The sequence below is a fragment of the Microbulbifer mixtoriginis (SeqCode) genome (genome assembly GCF_052467945.1).
Genome location: NZ_CP174328.1, coordinates 1101703 through 1125699, shown reverse-complemented (window position 1 = coordinate 1125699; position 23997 = coordinate 1101703). Strand labels below are relative to the sequence as shown.

Here is a 23997-nt window from a genome sequence, read left to right as displayed (position 1 = left end):
CCATTTAATCTACTTTTCAGGGGGCATGAAGCCACCATAGAATGGCCAATAACGAAAACAACAAGGCATTCCAATATGCGTCTAGCCCAAACTTTGGCGGCGACACTGCTTGCCGCCACTTCTTTCAGCTCCCAGGCAGTGACACTCATCCATAACTTTTCAGGATACCAAACCACGGATAAAGCGTTAATTCAGTTCAATGCCATGGCCTTCGACCAGGGCAAGGTGCTGGATACTGGTAATTTTACTGAGCTGGATGAAAAGTATTCAGATGCTGAACGGATAGATGCCAAGGGCAAGACCTTACTGCCCGGCCTGATTGATGCTCACGGACATATGCTGGGCCTTGGGCAACTTAATGAGTTGCTGGATCTGCGCGACCACTCTCTGGAGGATTCCCTTGCGGCGATAAAACACCAAGCCGAGAGACTGGAACCAGGCCAGTGGCTGCTTGGCCGCGGTTGGAACCAAGTCACCTGGCCCGGTAAGCAATTCCCCAGTCGTGAGCAACTGGACGCTCTGGAGATTGATCACCCCATCTGGTTGCGGCGGGTAGATGGCCACGCAGGCTGGGCAAACTCCAAAGCCCTGCATCTTGCCGGTATCGATAAGAGCACGCAGGCCCCTGAGGGCGGAGAGATTCTGCGGGATAGCGAAGGGGAACCCACTGGGATCTTAATTGACAACGCCATGAGCCTGCTACAACAGGCAGTACCTTCCCCCACCCTAGCCCAGGAAAAAAAGTCCCTGCAAAACGCCTTTACTACGGCGCTTTCTCTGGGATTGACCAGTGTGCACGATGCGGGTATCAACGAACAAACCCTCACTGCCTACCGAGAATTGGCCAAGGAAAACGCCATTCCTATGCGGGTTTATCCAATGTTATCGGTGGACAGCCACAACTATGTGAAGTTGCTGAAGGCTGGCCATATCGGCAGCCCAGAAACGCGACTCTATATGCGCAGCATTAAATTATCTGCCGATGGTGCCCTGGGCAGCCGTGGCGCAGCGCTTCTGGAACCCTATCACGACCGCCCACAGGAGAAGGGGTTGCTGCTCTACCCAGAGAGCAAAATGTTATCGCTACTGAAACTGGCCACGGATAACAACTTCCAGGTGAACGTACATGCGATTGGCGATAGAGCCAATCATATCGTACTCAACCATCTTGAGGCCCTGGATAAAAAGAAAAGCCAGCAAGAGTATCGCCACCGCGTAGAGCACGCACAGGTTATAGAGGTGAAGGATATTCCCCGCTTCGCACAGCTCAACCTGATTGCCTCCATGCAGCCCACCCACGCCACTAGCGACAAAAATATGGCGGGTGACCGCCTTGGTGATAAACGCCTGATCGGCGCCTACGCTTGGCAAACACTTCTCAACCAGGGCACACCAATAGCCGCTGGCTCCGACTTCCCGGTTGAACCCGCCAACCCTTTGTTTGGCCTTCATGCCGCAACCACCCGCCGCGACCGCCAGGGTAACCCTAGCAAAGGCTGGCGCACCAAAGAAGCAATGACGCTGGAGCAAGCCCTGCGCGCATTTACCCTGGATGCGGCCTATGCCGGCCACCAAGAGAAAGTAATAGGCAACCTACAGCCCGGAAAATTTGCCGATTTTATCTTGCTAGATAAGAATATTTTTGAAATAGATTCACAAGAAATCTGGCAGGTACAAGTTTTACAGACTTGGGTTGAAGGGGAAAAAGTGTATCAGCGATAGCCAAAATTGGCTTGGCGCTACCATTTTTCGATAAATCGCTACATGCTTGGGTAAACCCATACCAATAAGCAGGCGATCCGGGGCTCCTGGAGCCCCAATGCATCTGTAATGTACTTTTAAAAAATGAGCCTATAACTTTTCAGTAGCAAACTCGCCGAACATGGAGTTTTGCACAAAAGTAATCCTTACTTTTGTAATAAGCCTTAAATGCCACCATAGAAGTCTTATAAATTAACTACTGGAGTAAAAATGAATATAAGGTCAAGAGATCAACTTATCGACTTCGTAGATAACGGAAATACAGTTAATTATGTCTTTTTTTGGGGGCATCAAGAAATAGATAACCAGATCTCAAAGAGCTGTCTTAGCCAGTGGTATGACACCAAATTCGAGGAAGATGGGTATCATTTTATTACCGCTGAGCACTACATGATGTATCACAAGGCCAAACTTTTTAAGGACCATAAAGCCTGTGAGAAGATTCTAACCTCAGACCACCCAGGTAAAGCCAAGGAATTAGGCCGGCAGGTTGTTGGTTTTAACCATGATATCTGGATAAAAAAACGATTTGAGATTGTCGTTAATGGTAACCTTGCTAAGTTTTCCCAAAATAATGACCTGAAGAGATTTCTGCTCAATACAAAGGATAGGGTTTTAGTGGAGGCTAGCCCCGTTGATAAAATTTGGGGGGTAGGTCAAGCGCAGGATAGCTCGACAATACAAGACCCAAGAACCTGGGCAGGCCTTAACCTTATGGGCTTTGCACTTATGGAAGTGAGAGATCAACTGAGCTTTAACCCCTCCTAGGATGAAGCCCTAAGTAGTTTCAACCAATATCGCCAATAAAGTATGACCCAACCTTCCCTAAGTCGCTTTCACTGAATCAAGCACACACACAAAATATTGCAATTGATCGATTTTTTAAAAGCAAAGCAGGCAATGGGTTGATTTAAATTTAAATCAACCCATCACCCAAAATAAATAAATTACCTAGCCGTTAATAATCAACACTTAACCAGAGATTTTCAAAATCAGTGTAGCCATAAACGGTAACATACCAGACGCCTGCTTGAGGCGCACTCACATTTATAGACTCATGACTGGTCCAGTTTTCTGAAGTGAAATCCGAGTTGCTCACAGAAGCCTCCTCACCGTACTTTATATACAAATCTGCATCACCAAGAGAAGCGATAAATGAAGGTCCGGTGGCAATAGAGAGTTTGGCTACACCCTCTGGCACTTGAATTTTAAAAGTGAGCGCATCACCCGCTTTGCCATCCAAGTCTGCAATGGTCTCACCAGCTACGAGGAACTCTTCTGGGGTAAACCTTTTGAAGGAGCCCATTAAAGAGACTTGCTCAAAATCCGCATAGCCCAATAGCATAATATGCCACACACCGGCTTTCGGATTAGCAATTGAAACAGTTTCGTCATTACCGCCTAAATAGGGACGGTAATCATAGGCAGATTCTGTTGGTTTTTCTCCAAAGCGCACATAGAGGTCCGCATCACCACTGCCGCCATTCATGGCAAACTGTAGATCTTTAGCATTTTGGGGAACGTTCATGGTGAAGTACAAGGCCTCCCCCTTACTGGCAGCCAACCCACCTATTTCCTGAAGGTTGACTAGCTGGTTGCCAGGCTCACCTCCCAAATCCAGAGTCGCGGTTAGATCCACGCCTTCAAATGAACGCTCAACTGGTGTTAGCAATACATGCCAACGGCCTGACTGAGGCGAGATGATCTGTATGTTTTCGATATTACCGGTATTTTCAGACTTGTAGTCAAAATCTATGGTATCGGGTAGGCGGTTATGAGCCACATATACATTCATCTCACCGCCTATTTCCGACTCTTCTGTTTGAATAGTCAGTTTTTGAGCATTTTCAGGGACATCAATGTGAAATAGCTTGCCATCTTTCCCCCGCAAGTCGACCCTTGGTTTGCCAGAAATAAGTGTTCGCTCCGCTTCTTCATCACAAATAAATGTTCCACCGCCCTTAACCGGGCTGTATTGGATATTACCTCCCTCGATCACACCATTAATAAAGGTGAGCATTTCACAGGAATAAACATCCAATAGATTATTGGTAAAATCTGCCTCTTTCAGGAAAGGCTTATCCGTTACCCACTCAAATTGAACCGAATCCAAATAGTTACCAGAAAAATTTATTGACTTCAAGCGTTTGGGCAACTCAGGTATTTCCGTTAGATTTTCATTGGCGGCAGTGAGGTGTTTTAAGTATCGGAATAAATGTATACCTTGCAAAGATTGAATTTCACCGTTTCCAGGGGTATGAATTTCCTCAACCTTCGCCGCCTCTAAACTACTTATTTCACCATCATTATCTGCATCGAAGTAGGCGAGTAAATAAGCTTTAAATGCCGAATCAGGAATATAGATGTTCACAGTACCATAGTGTGAGGCCGCCCCTACCTGATCACCAGCCCCTAGGTCAACACGCTGCCCTACTATACCGTCATATTCCTCATAGCCTTTTTTGGGGACAATAGTCGCATCGCCATTCACGCTATATGCATGGGAGGGATAGTGCATAACTGACAGAAAGTCGTATTCACCGTAGTTGTGTGATTGACGAACATCAAAATTGTAGATATACGCTGGCTTTATATTATCTTCAAGGATAATCACATATTGATCCCGATCAGAACGCTGCTGCTCATGTCTCATGCCGATGGCATGACCCAGCTCATGAACAATGATATATTTCATATCCCAGTTGTTCATACTGAAAAACTGGCCACCGCCGGACATTCCAACCATAGACCGATTTTCACTACCATTTCGCACATAGATATAATTGGCTTGATCCGTGCGCAGTTTAAATTGTAAATTTGCAACTTCCTCCCAAACCTTGGTGGCATCAACGAAGCGCTGGCGATTTTCCTCTGTTACATCTTCATAAAAATCATAATAGACAATACCTTCAGGCCACTTATTTGCTGACAACTCAAAGGCTGACATAACACTGACTTGCTCAGAATCCTGCGAAAGAGGCTCCAGCATATCACCAGTTAACTGATAGAGCTTGCCATCAAGCATTACCTTTCTCGAGGTGAACTGCTCTTCCAATTGAGCAAATTCAGTCGCAGTAAAGCTTGGAATACCATTAGCCTCTATCTGACTTAATGACATTGTCGATTGACTCAATAAGGCCAAGCTTGTGGCGACCCCCAGTAATGCTCCGGTTAACTTTTTCATTTTCATGTTCCTTCTCTGAAAATTCACGGATTTGTAACCTAATCTGGTGTTCAAGATCTCGAAAGACGACAAACTCAATTGATGCAAATCAAAATATTTAAACGTCCATGAGCGTGTCGCCGCGGGCAAGAATACAGCCGCTAAAAATTAAGGTCGATAGGATATTTATTGCTAATTTATGAACGTAAGGGCAGAAAGCGAGAAGAATACTTCAAGAGGCAGCTTCATAATATTTTATTTAAATTTCATCTATCAGCAACAACAAGAAAAATACGGAACAAAGGAACCAGTTACCTGAATTCGATAGAAATAGACAGCAGCAATTATAGTTAGGGGCTCATTTTTTAGAAATGAAGACTTTAGCCAAAAAAGATAAGTCACCCAGAATTTTCTACTCTGTATCCACAGACGAGCTAAAAGGAGAAGCAAAGGAAGTATTAATAAGGAAGGCTTTTACAGTTTAATGGGCAGGCATCGTAAGCACGATCAATATATTTTTAATTCCTATGCACCTCTTAATTTAAAGACCACTTAAAAAAAGCCGCATCCAAAGATGCGGCTTTTTCATGAACAATTTATTAAATCAATAAACTAGTTCTTTGAGGCAACCGTACTCTCTTTCTTCTCCGGGATCGGGAAGCCACGATCGCGCATCAACGCTTCGATATTGGCATCACGACCACGGAAAGCACGATAAGCATCAGCGGGGTCTACAGCATTACGCGGTGCAAACAGGTGTTTCACCAGCTTGGCTGCTACCTCTTTGTCGTAGAAGCCACCTTTGGACTCGGAGAAGGCCTCAGAGGCGTCGGAAGTCAGCACGTCGGCCCACATGTAACCGTAGTAACTGGCTGCATAACCTTCACCAGAGAAGATATGACCAAAGTGCGGAGTGCGGTGACGCATGACCAGCTCTTTCGGCATACCCAGCTTGTCCAGAGTTTCACGCTCAAACTTATCTGGGTCAATGCCCTCTGGGTCAGCGGTGTGGAACTTCATATCAATCAAGGCGGAGGCCAGGTACTCAGTAGTGGCAAAGCCTGAATTGAATTTGGCAGCCTTCTTGATCTTCTTCACCAGATCCGCAGGAATAGGCTCGCCAGTCTTGTAGTGCACCAGGTAGTTATCGATGACAGCATCGGTAGACAGCCAACGCTCCAGCAGCTGGGACTGGAACTCGGTGTAGTCGCGAACACCGCTGTTCAGGGTCGGGTAGGTCACGTTGGAAGCAAGGAAGTGCAGGGCGTGGCCAAACTCGTGGAAGAAAGTCTCGGCATCGTCCCAGCTCACCAGTACAGGCTCGCCCGGCGCACCCTTGATAAAGTTGGAGTTGTTAGAAGACAGGACGTTCTTCTTGCCATCAAAGGTGGAGTGGTCACGATACATGGTTGCCCAGGCACCGGAACGCTTACCAGCCCGTGCGAATGGGTCCAGGTACCAGAGGCCGATATGGTCGCCACTGGTCTTGTCAGTGACTTCCCAGACTTTAACATCTTCGTGGAATACCGGTACGGAACCTTCTTTCACCGGGGTGAATTTGAAGTTGAACAACTCACCAGCTACGTAGAACATGGCTTCACGCAGGTTATCTAGCTGCAGGTACTGCTTCACTTCATCGGAGTTCAAGTCGTACTTGGCCTTGCGAACCTTCTCGGCGTAGTAACGATAGTCCCAGGGCTCAATAGTGATATTGGCTTTCTCGGCATCCGCCACCGCCTGCATATCAGCTACTTCTTCTTTTACGCGGGCAACTGCTGCGGGCCATACCGCTTCCATCAGGTCCATGGCTCGCTCAGGATTTTTAGCCATACGGTCTTGCAGACGCCATTCAGCGTAGTTGTCAAAGCCCTGCAGGCCCACACGCTCATCGCGCAGCTTCAGGATCTCAGCAATGATGGCGTTATTATCACGCTCATCGCCATTGTCGCCACGGCTGTAGTAGTTGGTCCACACTTGCTTGCGCAACTCTCGGTTATCGGAGTAAGTGAGGAATGGGTCCATGGAGGAGCGGGTATTGGTAATTGCGTACTTACCCTTCTCGCCCTTCTCTTCCGCCAGGGCTGCCGCCGCGGCTACGAAGGATTCCGGCAGGCCGCTCAACTGATCTTTGCTCAGGAAGATATCGTAGCCTTCCTCATCTGCCAGTACATTGTTGGAGAACTTGGTATAAAGCTCAGCCAGGCGCTTGTTGATTTCCGCATAGCGCTCCTTGGCCTTACCTTCCAGGGTGGCACCATTGGTAGAGAACTGGGTATAGATCAGCTCAACCACACGCTTCTGTTCAGCATCCAGATCCATCGCGTCGCGCTGGTCGTAGATTACCTTAATGCGCTTAAACAAGTCTTTGTTCTGGTAAATTTTGGACTCGTAATCAGCCCAGATCGGTGCCAGCTCTTGCTGAACTTTGCGGAACTCCGGTGAAGACATATTCGCAGCCCAGATTCCATAGTAAGCCGTTGCGCGGCCCAGCTCGGCGCCACTGCGCTCCATTGGCACAATGGTGTTTGCAAAGGATGGCTTAGCGGAGTCTGAGGCGATCGCATCCAGCTCAGTAAGGCTTATCTCAATGCCTTTTTCAATTGCGGGCTTGAGATCTTCCAGCTTCATCTTGTCAAACGCAGGTACACCACCAAAGGGACCAGTCCACTCTGCCAGCAGCATGTTACTGGCGTGCTCTGGAGTTACAGCCATGGACTCTTCGGCTTTCACAGTGTCTTTCGCTACCTCAGTCTGTTTTGCCTTTTCACCACAACCGCCCACAACCGCCAGGGATGCGGCTACGGCTAGTGCGATCATTGTCTGACGCATTTGCTATCTCCTCGTAAAAAAGGGTCTTTTAATAGTTTTAAGAGCGGGATTCTACCCTCTCTTGGCCTATGCCGGCCAATTCTACCGTCTCAGCAGTCTGAAACTGCGGCTAAGTGAGTGATTTGTGCGACAACCTCCCCCTTTGGACTACCGGCGCCACCATGGGCATAAAGAGTACACTCAATTTTGATAACGATTTATTAAGTGTTTTCATTTGTACTTATAAATCATTCGAATAATTAGCCAATGTGGCTCATTTAGCCTCACAATAAAGCAAATTAGGCGATCTCAATACAGATGCTGCTGCCCAAGAAATCTACAGAACACCAAGTAGACAGCAGTGGCACGCCCGCTAAAACATTGAGTTTTCACCGCCGGAAGAAATATTATTCGTGTAAACACGAAAATTCAGGAATTTAAGACTTAAATTCAATGGCAGGCCTCTTTTCTTAGCCTATTTCTACTGGCTCTATAGCTTAGGACCTTGGTGAACGTCAAAATCTATAAGTCCTTTTTCCAACAAGCCAGCATTGCCATTGGCGGAACACATTCAGAGCTTTCCAAATCTCCACACCAATTACCCACATTCTTCCCGAGTTCAACAAACTTCTGTAGAGATAGATTACTTTCAATTGCCGCCATCAAAATATCGGACAAGGTGTGATGAAAATTATAATTTTCTTTAGCCTGATATTTTCTACCATCCAGATAGCCCAAACCTTGATCATCCTTTTGCGGCTCGCGATTGAAATAAGACATGGTAATGTGTGAGGGATTACCTTCCTCATACATATTTAGAACCGGATGTATTTCTTCCATTAAAAGATAACCACCCGGCTTCAGCAAGGAAGTACAAATTCTCATAAACTGCTTTAGATCCGGCATCCAATTAAGTACGCCAATAGTGATAACCGCAAAGTCAAAACGGCCGATATACTCATCAGGCAACTCATAGATGTTAGAACATACGATTTCTACATCCGAACACCTAGAGGCATTTACCAAAAGCCGAGCTTGATCGACAAAAGCTTGGGATCCATCAATCCCCACACAGAGCCCGGCACCTTTCTTTTTGATGGAGATTAAATCTTTCGCATTATTGCAGCAAATTTGAACCACTGACTTTCCGGAAAGATCAAACCCATCCAACATACCATCAAAGTCTTGTTCTAAGGCATTAAAATTAGACTCGGAAACTTTCTCAAGTAGCCGCTTGCTGAATTCCCAGTGAACAGGCCCAGCCTCACCCCAGGAGGCCAAGGATTTACTGACAAAGAAATCTATATTTTCTTTCATGGAACACCTCTTTAGCGCCCAGCTTATATTTTAATGAACTTGACTGATCCATTCTGGGACTTAACAACGCCCTTATCCTGAAAATGAAATGAAAGATCTCTTTGGAGCGCTCCTAAATGCACCTTATATACCTCCCCAGTTTTTAGCAGTGGTCCACTGAGCCCTCCCCAGCTCACCATCACTTTATCACCCTCGATATAGAGTTTTTGCTCCGGCCAGCCATTATTATTAACATAGGTACCAAGCAAGTTTTCCGAGAAATTATCGGCGCTAACAACCAAGGCAGGATCTGGCGCTTCCAATAGCTCGCCTTGAACAGACTTCTTCAGCCGGTTCATCTCCTGCTCAAAAAACGTATCCCTATTTGCTTTATTTAAAATTGAGTTATAAGTATAATTCGCTATTACATGGGGTAACATATAAGCTGCATCCTGATTGGTAAATGCAATTACACCTATCTCTCTTTCTGGTATAAATGATACATGGATGCTATATCCACCATAATTTCCAAAGCGAGTTAAAAGGGTCTCTTCATTATACTCTGCCAGATCCCACCCCAAGGTGTAGCCTGTTCTCTTATAGGTGAAATAGGTTTTTGATTGATCTACCTGCTTTTCATGAAGCTCATCAAAAATATTAATCTTAGATATATTTGACCTATCTTTGTTTATATTTACCTGAAGCCATGTCGCCAAATCACTTACAGTAGAAACCAAGCCTCCTGAGGGGTGCATCGTTAGATCAGACTTAAAATGTCCTGAAGTAAAGATATTACCATCACTGGAGGTGATGATAGATGGAAGAAAATTTTCCACTTTGGATACCTTATTCGTAGTCGAATTCATATCCAGAGGCTCAGTTATATACTTCTCTATAAGCTCTCCCCAAGCTTTTCCAGTGACATTCTCTGCAATCATCGACACGACTATCGGGCCCGTATTTGAATACCTAAAGTTGTAATCTGGCGCTATAAGCAGATTCTCACTTAATGAATGTACCAGCTCCTCTGTACCGGAATAACCTAAAAAAGCTGACTTAAAGGTATGTTGAACACTTGTAAATCCAGACGTATGGGTAAGTAAATCCCTAACACTGATTTTATTGGTGTCAACTTTTCCCTCAAGCCCCAGCTGGAGCTTATAAGATGATATAGGTTTATCTAAATCTAACTTGCCCGAGTTATGCAGGATAGCCATCAAAGTACTGGTAAAAGACTTTGTGTGACTTGCGATTAAGAAAGGCGTATTCTCTTTAACTTGAGGACCACCTTCAGAAGAAGCATAAAAGAAATCAAGCCCGTTCTTATCAACTACCGCAACAAAATGTGAGCCAATTAAGCGGTTGCTATTAGACAGCTCTTCCAGAGCTGATTTTATTTCTTTTCCAACTTTATCATCTATGGCATAACAGTTACTAACGACCATCAAAGCCATTGTGATACTAATGAGAAGCCTTATTATCATATCTAAAATTCTTTTTTAAATGAGCTCAAACCTGGAAAAGTTCACTGGTAACGGATTCAAACACTAATTTCAACTTTGAAACAAGGAGCAACTATGCAAAATACGATAAATAGAATGTATATATAGGTATTCCGCAAAAAATACAATTAAACCATATCGGCATTAAAGAACACTCTTGCCCCGGATTCACAGTTGCCCCCCAAGTACAACCACAATTTACGCTACTGCTCATTATTTTCCAAACACCCTTCACAGCCCTAAATTTCTCTTTAAGGCTAAGTATCTAACTTCAGATCCAGGAGTAAAATTTGTATACTTGCTACTATAGAAGCAGGATTTAAGACCATGGCTCCGCTGAGTGATCTCCCAAGAAAGAAAAGCGCAGAACCCGATCGCAAGTTTATTGAAGCTCTCGCGCGAGGACTGGATGTTCTGCGGGCATTTCAGCCCGGTGATGGCTTTCTGGGTAACCTTGAAATCGCCCAACGCACAGGCTTGCCTCGCTCCAGTATTTCACGGTTAACCTATACTCTGACAAAATTAGGCTATTTGACCTACTCAGACCGACTGGAAAAGTACCAACTAGGTAGCGGCGTACTAGCGCTGGGTTACTCTTTCGTCTCTAATCTGGCTATTCGGCAGGTTGCCAAACCCCTAATGCAAGACCTTGCAAACTCCACAGGAACTGCTGTAGGGCTGTCTGACCGTGATCGACTCGACATGATATTTGTCGAGTTTTGTGCAGCCGCTAATGTTACGACTTTTCGCTACGAAATAGGTAACCGTGTTTCTTTAGCTACCAGTGGTTCAGGAAGGGCTTTCTTGGCAGCGCTACCTCAAGAGGAGCGCGAATACTTTTATGGGCATCTGGAGAAAAGGAATAGCGAGCGCTGGCCAAAAATCAAGGTTGGAATTGAAGAAGCGGTAGCAAGCTATAAACAGCGCGGCTTTTGTTGCTCCTTTGGCGACTGGAATCGCGATGTTAATGGTATTGCTGTCCCCCTACAATTAAGCCAGGGGCGCATTTATACATTTAACGCGGGCGGCCCTGCTTACCGCCTGGGTCCAGAATTCCTGGAAGAAGAAGTCGCCCCCCTATTGAAAAATATGGTCGGCAATATAGAGGCCATGCTGATCCGCTACTAGATAGCTTAACCCCAGGTTAGTAGCTCAATGCGACCAACCTGGGGGACAACTCATCACCTCACAGCTGCCTGCCTCGCTAGTGCCCGGCAAATCGGCGGGTATGATAATCCGTGCTACCGAACAAATACTGGATTGTGGTTAAACGTTTAAAGTAGTGGCTTACATCCAACTCCTCTGTAACCCCTATACCGCCATGTAACTGAATTGCTTCCTGGCCTACTAACCGGGCAGCTTTTCCAATGCGGCTTTTTGCTGCAGAAATTGCCTTAGGGGCAACGCCATTATTCACATCCAACTGTAACGCTGCCATTAACAGAATAGAACGGGCCTGCTCATATTCGGTAAACATATCCACCATTCGGTGCTGCAAAGCCTGGAACTTACCAATGGCAACACCAAATTGCTCTCGGGTCTTTGTATATTCCACGGTCTTTTTATAAATTTTCTCCATGGCCCCTACTGCCTCGGCACACAGCGCCAGTGTGGCCCGGTCAATTGTCTGTTCGATTACTGGTAAAGCGGCTCCCTCTTCCCCAACTCGATTTGCCACAGGAACCATCACGTTATTAAACTTTATTTCAGCCGCACGATGCCCATCCACAGTGGCATATCCCTGGCGATGAACACCCTCAGAGTTGGCATCTATCAATAATAAAGTGATACCTTCACAATCATGTTGACCGCCGCTAGTACGTACTGCCACCAATAGTTTATCTGCGGCTGAACCGTTCAAAACAACGGCTTTGTGGCCATTTACTACGTAGCTGTCTCCGCTCCTTATAGCTTTAGTGGCAATATCAGACAGATTGAAACGGCTCTGGGGCTCAGCAAATGCAAATGCCAGCTGCAACTGGCCTTCCATCAACAAGCTAATTAGCTCTCGCTTCTGCGCCTCATTGGCACCGCTTGCTATTAGTCCACCACTTAAAACTGCACTGGCCAGGAAGGGTTCCACTACCAGGCCACGACCAAACTCTTCCATCACTACCATCAGATCAACAGCAGAGCCACCCAAACCACCGTCTTCTGCACTAAATGGAACCATTAGCCAGCCCAGCTCGGCAAATAACTTCCAATTATCTTCACTAAACCCAGTATCGCTATCTATTAACTTACTGCGACGATCAAAGTCATAATCCTGTTGAATAAATTTGCTCACACTGCTTTGTAGCATCTGCTGCTCTTCACTATAGGAAAAATCCATCGTTCCAATCCTCATTAAACGTCGCGTTTACAGGCCAAGTACCCACTTGCTGATAATGTTTTTTTGAATTTCGTTACTGCCACCATAAATCGAGGATTTACGGTTATTTAAGTAACGGGGCACGCTGCTGGTAATAACTCCAGGGCCTACTTGCTCGCCATCAAATCCGCTTTTAAATTGCTCTCGGACAAATGGCATTCCGTAGTAACCCGCAGTTTCCATGTAAAGCTCATCAATAAGTTGGGCGATTTCAGTTCCTTTAATTTTTAAAATGGAGGATTCCGGCCCCGGTGCATTACCGGTACTCACTGCCGCAAGTGCTCTTAGCTCAGTAAACTCCAAAGCTAAAAGATCTATTTCAACTTCTGCGAGCTTTTGCGCAAAGGCTGGATTTTCCAGGAGGCTGGCGTCACCATCACAAGTATCACCTGCCAGCTTTTTTAAAGTCTGTAAACGTTTTTTGGAAGTAGCAACCCTTGCAATGCCTGTGCGTTCATGGGTCAACAGTACCTTGGCATAGGTCCAGCCGTGACCTTCCTCTCCAATACGGTTGGCCACTGGTACCCGTACATTATCAAAATGCACTTCATTCACTTCATGATGGCCGCCCAAAGTCATAATGGGCGATACAGTAATGCCCGGGTGGTTCATTTCAATTAACAGGAAAGTGATTGCGGCCTGGTTTTTGACTTCGGGGCCTCCGGTACGAACCAGGCAGAAAATCCAATCGGCCCAGTGTCCCAGAGTCGTCCAGGTTTTGGTGCCATTAACGATATACTCATCGCCATCTCGCACTGCTGTGGTTTTTAACGACGCCAAATCAGAGCCCGCATTTGGCTCCGAATACCCTTGGCACCACCAAACATTACTTGCCAAAATATCCGGTAAAAACCGCTGTTTTTGCTCTTCACTACCATAAGTGAAGATAACCGGTGCAACCATTTTAAAGCCGAAAGGAATTACATCTGGCGCGCCGAAGTTGGCACACTCATTGGCCCAGATATATTTTTGTGTTGGCGTCCAACCGGTACCCCCATATTCAACTGGCCAGTTAGTCGCAGCCCAACCCTGTTCGTACAGGATCTTTTGCCAGCGTTCATAGTCCTCTTTTCCCAGGGGAATTTCATCCAGAGTCCTCTCACTGATATCCGCCGGAAGCTTCTCTTGCAGGAATTGCTTAACTTCCTGCTGAAAAGCTAATTCTTCGGGGGAAAAATCTATATTCATTCGCTTGCTCCTGTTTTTATGGGTGCAATTGGCAGAGATTTTTCAGCTAACTTCCTTCACCAACTTGCACAATCAACATGTACTAAATTCGGAAGTTCCCTTATACAAGCGGAATAAATTCACTTTCGATCTGGCTCGGCGAGCTCCACTCTTTGTCTTAAGTAAACCTATCTACAAACAATTTCAGGATGATATTGATATCTGAGCATCGCTATTTTGACTTTTTCCGACTCACGCAAGTAGGTCCTCAATTATCGAGCCAACTCTATTGACGCAACTTTCTGCTTAGTGGCGTTTATATATAGCTGGTGTAAATATTTATCCGCCAATTCCCACCAATTAGCTTTCAAATAACTACTCGACGCACAAAACGTTACCATTGAATTCCGCAGAGTGGAATGCTCTTTTCACTTTTGATATTGTCACCAACATAATAACCATAGTGAGAGAAGCCCCCATGTCTATCACGTCCACTTCCACTGGCAGTCCCATGCTGCAATCTCTTGCAGAAATCCAGGAATATGAAAAAGTACCTTTGTTACAACGTTACCCCTGGGAAAACACCTACGATTTAATTCGGCAGGCCGCCCGTCTTTACCAACAAGATGCAGCCATCGAATTTCTTCCCACCGCTGTACCAGATGAAGAAAGTGTGACAGTGAGCTACTCACAGCTATCCGAAAAAGTTCACCAAACCGCCAATCTACTCCATTCTCTCGGTATTAATTCGACAGATACCGTTTCATTACTATTACCCAACCTTCCTGAAACGCATTTTGCACTCTGGGGTGGACAAGCCGCGGGAATCGCCAGCCCTATCAATCCGTTGCTGGAACCGGAGCATATCGCCGAGATCATGAATGCCACCAAAGCTAAGGTATTAGTCAGCCTTGGGCAGGATCTCAGTGAGGAGATTTGGGAAAAGGTTGCGCAGGTCATTAAGCAGGTTCCAACCTTGAAGGCACTGCTGCTAATCAGTAAAAAACCGGTTAGCACCCTATCCATACCTTCCGGCATTAAGGTAGAGAATTTTGTATTGGCTATTGCCCAACAGCCAAATGACCATTTAATTAGTGGGAGAACTATTCAAGGCGATGAAATTGCCAGTTACTTCCACACCGGAGGGACAACCGGGCGGCCTAAAATTGCACGCCTGACCCACAGCAATATTGCGTTTGTCGCACAGCTGAGTGTGGACACAACATCCAGTAAGGGGCGATTTGCTACCCTCAGTGGCCTTCCTCTGTTTCACATTTTCGGCACTGTGGTCGCCGGCATTGGCACTCTGCTCGCCGGCCGCACGATTGTTATAATGACCCCCTCAGGTTTTCGCTCCCCCAATGTGCTCCCCAACTGGTGGCATCACGTCGCCCGCTTCCGTGTACAGGGCTTTGGCGCCGTGCCCACTATTCTCGGCATCTTGATGCAAATCCCTGTGGGCGACAATGACATCAGCTGCCTGACAGATGTTGGCTGCGGGGCCTCGCCTTTACCCGCAGCGCTTAAGAGTGCGTTTGAGGAAAAGTTCAATGTGACGGTAAGCAACGGCTATGGCATGACAGAGTCCAGCTGCCTGCTGGCCCGCCCGCCAACAGATATGCAAGCACCCGAGGGCAGCGTCGGCCGCCGCCTCCCCTATATGGAAATGAAAATTGCCGAAGTAGATGGAAACCGACTAGTGAGAACCTGCAACACCGGTGAAGTCGGTATTGTGCTTGCACGGGGTCCACATATTTTTTCAGGCTATCTCTCCGAAGAGGATAACGCCAAGGCTTGGGTTGACCACAGTTGGTTTAATACTGGCGATATGGGATATATCGATGGCGATGGCAATCTTTATTTGACCGGGCGAGCCAAGGATTTAATCATTCGTGGCGGCCACAATATAGATCCAGCCTTGATTGAAGAACCTCTAAGCCGTCACCCCGCCGTGGCTATGGCCGTTGCCGTTGGTCAGCCCGATGCCTATGCCGGTGAGGTTCCGGTGGCCTACGTCACTCTATACCCGTCCGAAAATCCACCCACAGAAGAGCAGCTTATCGACTACTGCCGCACCCAGATTTCTGAACGTGCAGCGATACCCAAGCGGGTAGAGATTATTGATGAAATTCCCCTAACCGCAGTAGCCAAGGTATTCAAACCCGCATTGCGCAATCGCGCTACCGAATATGTTATTGGCCAGGCACTTCAGGAAAAAAATATATCTGCAGAGTTTTCTGCCCGTTTTGATAGTGCCCTGGGCCAGGTTGCAAAAGTTCGTCTGGAAAAACCTTCAGCTAAAACGGTAGCAGAGGAGGCATTGGAAAACATTCCGGTAGCGCTGGAGTTTGATTAAGCGCGGACATTTTCTACTGCTCACAAAACAATAATCAGTCATTGGGAAAACTGACAATGCCACAAGCTTATATCTATGATGGCGGCCGAAGTGCTTTTGGTCGCCATGGAGGTAGCCTTTCCAGTATCAGGCCAGACAATATGCTCGCGCATGTCATTAAAACCCTGGTTGAACGTAATAATTTCGATCACAAGCAATTTGAGGATGTGATTGCCGGAAATACCAATCAGGCCGGTGAGGACAGTCGTAATATCGCCCGCTTTGCCGGGCTAATTGCAGGACTGCCAATCTCCACCGGTGGTATTACGGTAAACCGCTTATGTGGTTCAGGCTTATCTGCCGTTGCCGATGCAGCCCGCTGCATCAGGGCCTCGGAAGGTGATTTGTTCATTGCCGGTGGTGTTGAATCCATGAGCCGCGCCCCTTTGGTCCTCTCCAAAGCAAGCAGCCCGTTCGATCGCACCCAGCAACTGGCGGATACCACTTTGGGTCCGCGCTTCACCAATCCCGATATTGTTGCAGAATTTGGCAGCCATACCATGCCGCAAACTGCAGACAATATCGCCGCAGACCTGAATATTCAGCGGGAAGAGTGCGATATCTTTGCGTTAGCTTCACAAGCAAAATATGAAAGCGCGCGTTTTGATGGCTTTTTTATCGATGAAATTATTCCTATTGAAGTGCCACAGGACCGAAAGCAACCACCCCGCCTTATCGATACTGATGAGCATCCCCGCCCCGATACCAGCCTGGAGCGCCTGCAAACGCTACGCCCGCTATTTGAAGGCGGCGTAGTAACTGCCGGAAATGCTTCTGGAATCAACGATGGTGCCGCAGCACTCATTATTGGCAGCCAGGAGGCCGGGCAGGCCGTAGATCTCAAGCCCCGCGCACGTATTCTCGCCAGTGCTATTGTGGGAGTGGAGCCAAGAGTAATGGGGTTCGGCCCGGTCCCGGCTACCCGTAAGGCATTGGCTCGTGCAGGCTTGAGCCTGGCAGATATGGATGTCATGGAGTTTAACGAGGCTTTTGCTGTACAGACCATGGGCTGCCTGAAAATGCTCGAGATTGATTACGAGGACTCCAGGGTAAACCCCAATGGTGGTGCAATTGCAGTTGGGCATCCGCTCGGCGCCAGCGGAGCCCGCATTCTACTCACAGCACTACGCCAGCTGGAGCGTAGCGGTGGGCGCTACGGGTTAGCCACCATGTGTATTGGTATTGGCCAGGGAATCGCAGTGATTATAGAGCGTATATAAAAACCGGCGAGCCCCTCTAGGAGAAACCATCTAATAGTCATTTAAGATCTGGAGATAACAATGTCTACCGTAAATTATGAACTTATTGGCGATATTGGTGTTATTCGACTTAACAACCCCCCTGTCAACGCGCTTTCCCACGGGCTGCGCGAAGGCATTTGGGGAGCGATCAAGAGTGCCCAGGAAGATGCCTCTCAGGCACTGGTTTTGATATGTGAAGGCCGCACTTTTATTGCTGGTGCAGACATCACAGAATTTAGTAAGCCACCACAGGCACCTGCCTTATCTGAAGTGATTACCGAAATCGAAAACTCTCGTAAACCGGTGATTGCAGCTATTCACGGTACCGCATTGGGCGGGGGCTTTGAGGTGGTACTGGCTTGTCACTATCGCTGTGCCCAGGCTTCTGCCAAAGTCGGCCTGCCTGAAGTTAAATTGGGGTTATTGCCTGGGGCCGGTGGTACTCAGCGCACTCCACGTCTGGCCGGCGTTGCGGCTGCATTAGAAATGATCACCAAAGGTGCCCCAATCCCGGCCGCGAAAGCCAAAAGCATGAAGCTGATCGATCACGTGGTTGATGATGATCTATTCGAAGGGGCCCTCGCCTTTGCTCGTGAGCTAATTGACCAGAAAGCCCCACCACGCAGAGTCCGGGACATCACAATAGATCCTGCCAGTATTCCAGAGGGCTTGTTCGATGATTTCCGCCAGCGACTGGAAAAAAGAGCACCTGGTCAACTGGCCCCACAGAATATTGTCTCCTGTGTGGAAGCAGCGGTTAAACTGCCATTCGATAAAGGGCTGGCTAAAGAGTTGGATCTATTTATCGAATGTCTGCTCTCAAGTCAGTCCGCCGCCCTGAGGCATATGTTCTTTGCCGAGCGACGTGCGACAAAAGTTCAGGGTCTCTCCAAAGATACCCCTATCAGAGAAATAAACAGTGTCGGCATTATTGGCGGCGGCACTATGGGGGGAGGTATCGCCATGAATTTTGCCAATGCCGGTATCCCAGTCAAGCTGCTGGATATCGATCAAGCTGCCGTAGAACGTGGCCGAGCAGTAATCGACAAGAACTACAGTATCAGTATGAAAAAGGGGAAGATTACAGAGCCCCAAAAAACACACTGCCTCTCACTAATCCAGGGCACCACTGACTATTCCGACCTGGTAGAGGTAGACCTCGTTATCGAAGCTGTGTTTGAGAATGTAACGCTTAAAAAGGAAATTTTTTCCAAGCTGGACCAATACTGTAAACCCGGCACCATTCTCGCAACAAACACTTCCTACCAGGATATCGACCAGATCGCCGCTGCTACCAATCGGCCAGAAAATGTTATCGGGTTACACTTTTTCAGCCCCGCCAATGTTATGAAACTTCTAGAAGTCGTTCGTGGCTCAAAGAGCGCCGACGATGTTATCGCTACCGCAATGCGGTTGGCAAAAACTATCAAAAAAGTTCCCGTCCTAGCCGGAAACTGCTATGGGTTTATTGGCAACCGGATGCTGCGGCCCTATGCCCGTGAAGCGCAACTCTGTTTGATAGAAGGAGCCACCCCGGAGCAAATAGATACCGTAATGCAATCCTGGGGCATGGCCATGGGGCCCATAGCGGTTGGAGATTTGGCCGGTCTCGATATTGGCCACAAGGCCCGCGAGGGCCTGAGCGAAGCAGAAAAAGGCGACCCCAAAACCTACTGCATTGCGGATGCTTTAGTAGAGATGGGACGCCTGGGCCAAAAGAGTGGAGCCGGTTATTACCGCTATGACCCAGAAACTCGCGCTCGTACCAGTGACCCCGAAGTCCAAGCAATTATAGAGGCTCAAGCCAAAGCTCATGGGATAGAGCGGCGAGAAATCTCCGATAAAGAAATTCTTAATCGCCTTACTTTCGCCTTAATTAATGAGGGAGCCAGAATTCTGGAAGAAGGGATAGCCCAACGCCCCAGTGATATTGATGTTGTGTATGTTTATGGCTATGGTTTCCCTCCCCATCGCGGCGGCCCCATGTTTTACGCAGATAGCATCGGCCTGAAAAAGATCTACGATACTATTTGCACATTCCGTGACCAACATGGCGAAGCCAATTGGACTCCCGCACCATTGCTCGTCCAACTGGTAAAAGAAGGTAAAACATTTGCGAAATGGGCAGACGATCAGCGATAGTATTCGCTTCTCAAGGGTAACCGGTAAAAGTACCGGTTACCCTTTTTGCCAAAGTTGAGAGATTTTTAATTGGCAACACAATGACAAGGCCTGATACCTTAATAGAATCGAAACTACGACCGAGCCAGATGCGGTTTAATGAGCTGCAGCTCGAACAGTCACCAGAACCGTTAGATCACCACAAAGCGATCCAAGCCAGGGTTAAGAGAAACAATTGGAAAGGCATAGGTTACGCACTGGCCACCGCCATGGTTGCCAGTACAGCCGCCGCAGCCAGTAAATGGATATCACCCGCCGTACCAGTACCTTTAATAGTTCTCAGCCAATACAGCATCTGCTTACTATTACTTATTCCCTGGCTGGTGCGCCAGTCACCCCAACAGCTCATAACACAACACTGGAAAACCCATTTACTGCGAGGCTTTGCAGGCTGGCTCTGCTTCTTTTCCTACTTTTATGCACTCAGCCGTATTTCATTGATGGAGGCAGGCTTACTACGCAATGCCGCCCCTATTTTTGTTCCACTTGTAGCCTGGCTTTGGGCGCGTGCACAGATTCCCGCCACAAGCTGGCTACCCATTGTGCTTGGACTACTTGGTATCGCACTGATTCTTCAACCTGATATCCATGGTATCAGCAGTGGCCACGCCTTCGGCTTACTGTCAGGTATTACTCTAGCTGTCTCTATGGTGGGCACACGTATTCTGTCTCGTACTGATAGGTCGAGCCTTATTTTGTTTTACTACGTCCTTATCTCATTTATGTGTAGCCTGCCCCTGGGTATCTACTACTGGCAGTCAATACCTACCTGGACTATTCCCTACCTGGCTTTTAATGGGGTTTCTGTTTTATTAGCGATATGGCTCTATACCAAAGCTTATAGTTATGCAAAACCCAGTGTAGTTTCACCAATCAGTTATTTTGGAGTAGTTATTGCCGGCATTTTTGGCTGGCTGATATGGCAGCATCTGCCTAACACAATTGCGCTGATAGGAATTCTTATAGTGGTCACAGCGGGTCTGCTCACAGTGTATTTCTCCACCCTGCACGCTGCCCGAACGCACCCTGTTCTGAACTAATTTCCCAAAAGGTAAGTCCAAATGAGCTGGCAAAATAAAAAACAACCACCGTTCAATGATCATTTGGGTGTGAAAATTGATGAGTGGCAGGAAGGCCGTGTAGTGATCAGCGTAACCGTACTCCCTGAGCATTTGAATAGCCACGGAGTACCCCATGGGGGGTTTATTACAACGTTAATTGATATTGCCGGATCCTACTGTGGTCTCTACTGCCCGTACCCAAATCGTCGACGTAAATCCCTCACGCTATCATTAACAACTAATTTCACCGGTCGAGCCAAAACCAACCAGTTAACCGCCATAGGTAAGTTGACCAGCTCGGGGCATAAAATCTTTTATTCCTATACCGAAGTTTATGACAGTGTAGGAACTCTGCTTGCAACTGGCCAGATGACAATGCGTTACCAAACTGGTAGTGAAATACTAGAGGGGGAAGCCATTGAAGAGTATCCTGCAAAAACACACCATAGAATTGACGTGTGAAGCCCCCGACTGACTAACAGTTGTCATAATAAGGTCTCGGGCGTTCAGTAACTAACTCCTAAAATGCTAAGCGGCTAAATACTCCCCCTAAACTTAACTAAAAATTAATGGTCAAGTAACTCCGCATTAGTCGGGTACTTTTTAAGGAGTTCAATAAGTTTTTTAGTGCCATCTACAGGCTTAAGGCCGGCAAGCGTTCTTCGTAAAGCTCTTATCGTTGCAATATCTTTCGAGTTAAACAGGACTTCCTCACGGCGAGTACTGCTTTTAGCAATATCCAAGGCAGGGTAAATTCGCTGTCTCGCAACTTCCTTTGATAATACTACCTCCATATTTCCCGTACCCTTAAACTCCTCAAATATCACCTGGTCCATTCGGCTTCCGGTATCCACGAGTATCGTTGCCAGAATCGTAAGTGATCCACCACCTTCAATCTTTCTCGCAGCGCCAAACAGCTTTCTGGGTATCTCCATAGCCCTGGCATCTATCCCACCTGACATTGTACGCCCCCTACCACTCTGCTGCGCATTATGCACCCGTGATAGCCTTGTCAACGAGTCAACCACGATCATTACATCCTGGCCTTCACCGGCTTCCTTACAAGCCCTATCAAGGAGTTCTTTAGCTACCCGCACATGCTCTTTATAGCTATGATCAGAGGAGGAAGCATACACTTCTGCCGGTACACTTCGCTTAAAGTCAGTAACCTCCTCTGGCCTTTCATCAATAAGCAAAGCGTACAGCTTTATTTCGGGGTAAGCCTTCCCCACTGCTTGGCAGATATGCTTGAGGATAGTGGTTTTGCCACAGCCCGGAGGGGCCACAATCAAGCCTCGTTGCCCCTTGCCAATTGGCGTAATCAAATCCATCGCCCGTACCGTAAGTTGCTGAGAACCTGACTCAAGGCGAATAGGCTCAGATGGATTAATAGCTACGCCATTTAAGAACCGCTTCTTTGGATCAGAAGTATCCTCTTGCTTTTTATCAGCCTTCTTAGGCTCCGTATTTCTTTTTACCTTTAAGGATAATATTTTTCTAGACATAATATGCGCTTTACAAATCATTCCCCATTGGGGAGCACTTTAACTTTTAAAACAAAACTACAGAGAACCAGATTTTCTTGATCCTCTGTGTTTATCACCACGAAACCACTCTATACATAAGTTAAGTAAAGCAGGGGCTTATATATTATTTATCATTCTCTATGGCAGAAAGAAACTGATCGAGTACCTGATTAAACTCTCTGGGTCTCTCCCAAAACATCATGTGTTTTCCCATATAAACAGCAGTGGCAGACGGTGTATTGGCCTTGATCCATTTATCCGCAACACTTTTAACTTCCTCTCTCACAACATACAGTAGGGGCAATTTACCTTCCAATGCTACAAGATCATCACTATAGTCCAGGTAAAATCCGGTCGCGTTGGTAATTGAAGCGACACTACTAGAGGTCTGATTAGCAATTTGGGTAACCCAGGCAATATTTTCCTTTGAAGGGTTTTCAAGCATCCATTTCACAAATTCACTAATTACATTATCTCGATCCTCTATAATGCCCTCAGTAAATGAGCGTGAATAGCCGTCCGAATCATCATTTAGATACCAAACCCACTCATCACGGCTTGCTCCCGCTATATCTGGTCCAGTATCAATCATGATCATCGCTTTCAGTTTATCGGAACCAAACTGATTCAAATATGCCAATTGCTCCGTTACGCCATATGACCAACCTGCCAAGATCACCTTGTCTATATCCAATGTCTCTATTAACTTAGCCAGGTCTCTAGCATGTTGTTGATAGGTGTGCCCTTCGACGGGCTTTGATGATTTGCCCTGCCCACGGGGATCATATGCCAGCGCGCGGTACTTTTTAGAATCTTTAAAGTGGGCAAGTTGGTGCTCAAAAACGTCTGCCGACATCATCCAGCCAGGAATAAAAATAATGGCAGTATCACCACTCCCCGATTGTTCATAATAAATAGTGAGGTCTTTATCTATCTCGACTTCTTCTGCAGCTACATTGACCACAGATAAACCAATCCCGATAATTACCATTCTTAAGAAGTTTCGCATTTTCATAACTCTTACCCACTCCCAATCATGTTGTTAAATCGTCACTCCAATGAAAATCAAGGCATTCAAGCCTGGTAACTTTCTACCGTCAAATTAACTGACTTATTAAGCTGGTACCACTTCAAACTGGCTTGAATAATTAACAATTCCATCTCTTTCGATAAGTTATTAACTAATCCATGGGTTCCAGCTATTTTATTTAAAATTACACCTTCAGCGGAAGCTCGTGTCTTCTCGTCCTCGATAGTCAAAGTGCCTTTAGCTTTTAAAATGACATACATCTCCTCAATATCACAATGAGCAAGCTCACCCACAGAGCTAAACCGTGGCATCACAACAGGAATAGCAAAATCTCATGCTCTATTAAAATCTCTGCATTTAAGGGCTTGATATATTTCTATGCCACCCTCTCCGCCGCGCCTCTCCTGTTCAACTTTTTATGCACGAATGAAAATCAAGAATCATTTATTTTCCCGATAAAATTGCGTTTCTAAAGATCTCATTTACTCAGTAACT

Annotated in this window: 17 protein-coding genes; 8 read left to right on the top strand and 9 right to left on the bottom strand. The window is 46.7% G+C overall.

All coding sequences use genetic code 11. The features are described 5' to 3' along the window. Positions 1-75 precede the first annotated feature (75 nt). A complete protein-coding gene (locus ACJJIJ_RS05065; RefSeq protein WP_252085476.1) occupies positions 76-1722 on the top strand; it encodes an amidohydrolase in 1647 nt (548 codons plus the stop codon). A 249-nt stretch (positions 1723-1971) separates the two neighbouring features. Next, positions 1972-2529 (top strand): riboflavin biosynthesis intermediates N-glycosidase, encoded by a 558-nt coding sequence (gene ybiA, locus ACJJIJ_RS05060; RefSeq protein ID WP_252085475.1) that lies wholly within the window; start codon positions 1972-1974, stop codon positions 2527-2529. Positions 2530-2719: 190 nt separating this feature from the next. On the opposite strand, the gene ACJJIJ_RS05055 is transcribed toward ybiA, so the two are convergent. The 4 genes from ACJJIJ_RS05055 to ACJJIJ_RS05040 form a co-directional block, all read right to left on the bottom strand. Beyond that, on the bottom strand, positions 2720-4972 hold the full coding sequence (locus ACJJIJ_RS05055) for a M12 family metallopeptidase (protein ID WP_444938806.1): 2253 nt from the start codon (positions 4970-4972) through the stop codon (positions 2720-2722). A 564-nt stretch (positions 4973-5536) separates the two neighbouring features. Further along, positions 5537-7753, bottom strand: a complete 2217-nt coding sequence (locus tag ACJJIJ_RS05050; RefSeq protein WP_444938805.1) for a M3 family metallopeptidase — start codon at positions 7751-7753, stop codon at positions 5537-5539. Between the two features lie 501 nt (positions 7754-8254). Further along, the gene (locus tag ACJJIJ_RS05045; protein ID WP_444938804.1) at positions 8255-9049 is read right to left on the bottom strand and encodes a class I SAM-dependent methyltransferase; all 795 of its coding nucleotides are present in this window, start codon (positions 9047-9049) and stop codon (positions 8255-8257) included. Positions 9050-9072: 23 nt separating this feature from the next. Then, positions 9073-10482 (bottom strand): serine hydrolase domain-containing protein, encoded by a 1410-nt coding sequence (locus ACJJIJ_RS05040; protein ID WP_444938803.1) that lies wholly within the window; start codon positions 10480-10482, stop codon positions 9073-9075. Positions 10483-10857: 375 nt separating this feature from the next. On the opposite strand from ACJJIJ_RS05040, the gene ACJJIJ_RS05035 reads away from it, so the two are divergent. After that, positions 10858-11658: an IclR family transcriptional regulator gene (locus ACJJIJ_RS05035; RefSeq protein ID WP_444938802.1), complete on the top strand. Its 801-nt coding sequence runs from the start codon at positions 10858-10860 to the stop codon at positions 11656-11658. A 76-nt stretch (positions 11659-11734) separates the two neighbouring features. On the opposite strand, the gene ACJJIJ_RS05030 is transcribed toward ACJJIJ_RS05035, so the two are convergent. Together ACJJIJ_RS05030 and ACJJIJ_RS05025 are read right to left on the bottom strand one after the other, a co-directional pair. After that, entirely contained in the window at positions 11735-12862 is a 1128-nt protein-coding gene (locus ACJJIJ_RS05030) for an acyl-CoA dehydrogenase family protein (protein WP_444938801.1), read from the bottom strand. A gap of 27 nt (positions 12863-12889) precedes the next feature. Next, the gene (locus tag ACJJIJ_RS05025) at positions 12890-14089 is read right to left on the bottom strand and encodes an acyl-CoA dehydrogenase family protein (protein WP_444938800.1); all 1200 of its coding nucleotides are present in this window, start codon (positions 14087-14089) and stop codon (positions 12890-12892) included. Positions 14090-14546: 457 nt separating this feature from the next. On the opposite strand from ACJJIJ_RS05025, the gene ACJJIJ_RS05020 reads away from it, so the two are divergent. From ACJJIJ_RS05020 to ACJJIJ_RS05000, 5 genes are all read left to right on the top strand, one after another. Beyond that, positions 14547-16424: an acyl-CoA synthetase gene (locus ACJJIJ_RS05020; protein ID WP_444938799.1), complete on the top strand. Its 1878-nt coding sequence runs from the start codon at positions 14547-14549 to the stop codon at positions 16422-16424. A 56-nt stretch (positions 16425-16480) separates the two neighbouring features. Next, positions 16481-17683 (top strand): 3-oxoadipyl-CoA thiolase, encoded by a 1203-nt coding sequence (locus tag ACJJIJ_RS05015; protein WP_444938798.1) that lies wholly within the window; start codon positions 16481-16483, stop codon positions 17681-17683. Between the two features lie 60 nt (positions 17684-17743). Beyond that, positions 17744-19846 (top strand): 3-hydroxyacyl-CoA dehydrogenase NAD-binding domain-containing protein, encoded by a 2103-nt coding sequence (locus ACJJIJ_RS05010; protein ID WP_444938797.1) that lies wholly within the window; start codon positions 17744-17746, stop codon positions 19844-19846. A 128-nt stretch (positions 19847-19974) separates the two neighbouring features. Next, positions 19975-20925 (top strand): DMT family transporter, encoded by a 951-nt coding sequence (locus ACJJIJ_RS05005; RefSeq protein WP_444938796.1) that lies wholly within the window; start codon positions 19975-19977, stop codon positions 20923-20925. 21 nt (positions 20926-20946) lie between these two features. Next, entirely contained in the window at positions 20947-21408 is a 462-nt protein-coding gene (locus ACJJIJ_RS05000; protein WP_020414922.1) for a PaaI family thioesterase, read from the top strand. A 104-nt stretch (positions 21409-21512) separates the two neighbouring features. On the opposite strand, the gene rho is transcribed toward ACJJIJ_RS05000, so the two are convergent. The 3 genes from rho to ACJJIJ_RS04985 form a co-directional block, all read right to left on the bottom strand. After that, the gene (gene rho, locus ACJJIJ_RS04995) at positions 21513-22451 is read right to left on the bottom strand and encodes a transcription termination factor Rho (RefSeq protein WP_083922871.1); all 939 of its coding nucleotides are present in this window, start codon (positions 22449-22451) and stop codon (positions 21513-21515) included. Positions 22452-22596: 145 nt separating this feature from the next. Then, a complete protein-coding gene (locus ACJJIJ_RS04990; RefSeq protein WP_444938795.1) occupies positions 22597-23487 on the bottom strand; it encodes an alpha/beta fold hydrolase in 891 nt (296 codons plus the stop codon). Between the two features lie 59 nt (positions 23488-23546). Continuing rightward, positions 23547-23795: a hypothetical protein gene (locus ACJJIJ_RS04985; protein ID WP_444938794.1), complete on the bottom strand. Its 249-nt coding sequence runs from the start codon at positions 23793-23795 to the stop codon at positions 23547-23549. Positions 23796-23997: the final 202 nt, after the last annotated feature.

Bases quoted from the DNA above. Each gene is read 5' to 3' on its own strand.
- ACJJIJ_RS05020 (WP_444938799.1), top strand. From the start codon at position 14,547: ATGTCTATCACGTCCACTTCCACTGGCAGTCCCATGCTGCAATCTCTT.
- ACJJIJ_RS05010 (WP_444938797.1), top strand. From the start codon at position 17,744: ATGTCTACCGTAAATTATGAACTTATTGGCGATATTGGTGTTATTCGA.
- ACJJIJ_RS05050 (WP_444938805.1), bottom strand. From the start codon at position 7,753: ATGCGTCAGACAATGATCGCACTAGCCGTAGCCGCATCCCTGGCGGTT.
- ACJJIJ_RS05025 (WP_444938800.1), bottom strand. From the start codon at position 14,089: ATGAATATAGATTTTTCCCCCGAAGAATTAGCTTTTCAGCAGGAAGTT.
- ACJJIJ_RS05065 (WP_252085476.1), top strand. From the start codon at position 76: ATGCGTCTAGCCCAAACTTTGGCGGCGACACTGCTTGCCGCCACTTCT.
- ACJJIJ_RS04990 (WP_444938795.1), bottom strand. From the start codon at position 23,487: ATGAAAATGCGAAACTTCTTAAGAATGGTAATTATCGGGATTGGTTTA.
- ACJJIJ_RS05035 (WP_444938802.1), top strand. From the start codon at position 10,858: ATGGCTCCGCTGAGTGATCTCCCAAGAAAGAAAAGCGCAGAACCCGAT.
- ACJJIJ_RS05045 (WP_444938804.1), bottom strand. From the start codon at position 9,049: ATGAAAGAAAATATAGATTTCTTTGTCAGTAAATCCTTGGCCTCCTGG.
- ACJJIJ_RS05040 (WP_444938803.1), bottom strand. From the start codon at position 10,482: ATGGCTTTGATGGTCGTTAGTAACTGTTATGCCATAGATGATAAAGTT.
- rho (WP_083922871.1), bottom strand. From the start codon at position 22,451: ATGTCTAGAAAAATATTATCCTTAAAGGTAAAAAGAAATACGGAGCCT.
- ACJJIJ_RS05030 (WP_444938801.1), bottom strand. From the start codon at position 12,862: ATGGATTTTTCCTATAGTGAAGAGCAGCAGATGCTACAAAGCAGTGTG.
- ybiA (WP_252085475.1), top strand. From the start codon at position 1,972: ATGAATATAAGGTCAAGAGATCAACTTATCGACTTCGTAGATAACGGA.
- ACJJIJ_RS05015 (WP_444938798.1), top strand. From the start codon at position 16,481: ATGCCACAAGCTTATATCTATGATGGCGGCCGAAGTGCTTTTGGTCGC.
- ACJJIJ_RS05005 (WP_444938796.1), top strand. From the start codon at position 19,975: ATGCGGTTTAATGAGCTGCAGCTCGAACAGTCACCAGAACCGTTAGAT.
- ACJJIJ_RS05000 (WP_020414922.1), top strand. From the start codon at position 20,947: ATGAGCTGGCAAAATAAAAAACAACCACCGTTCAATGATCATTTGGGT.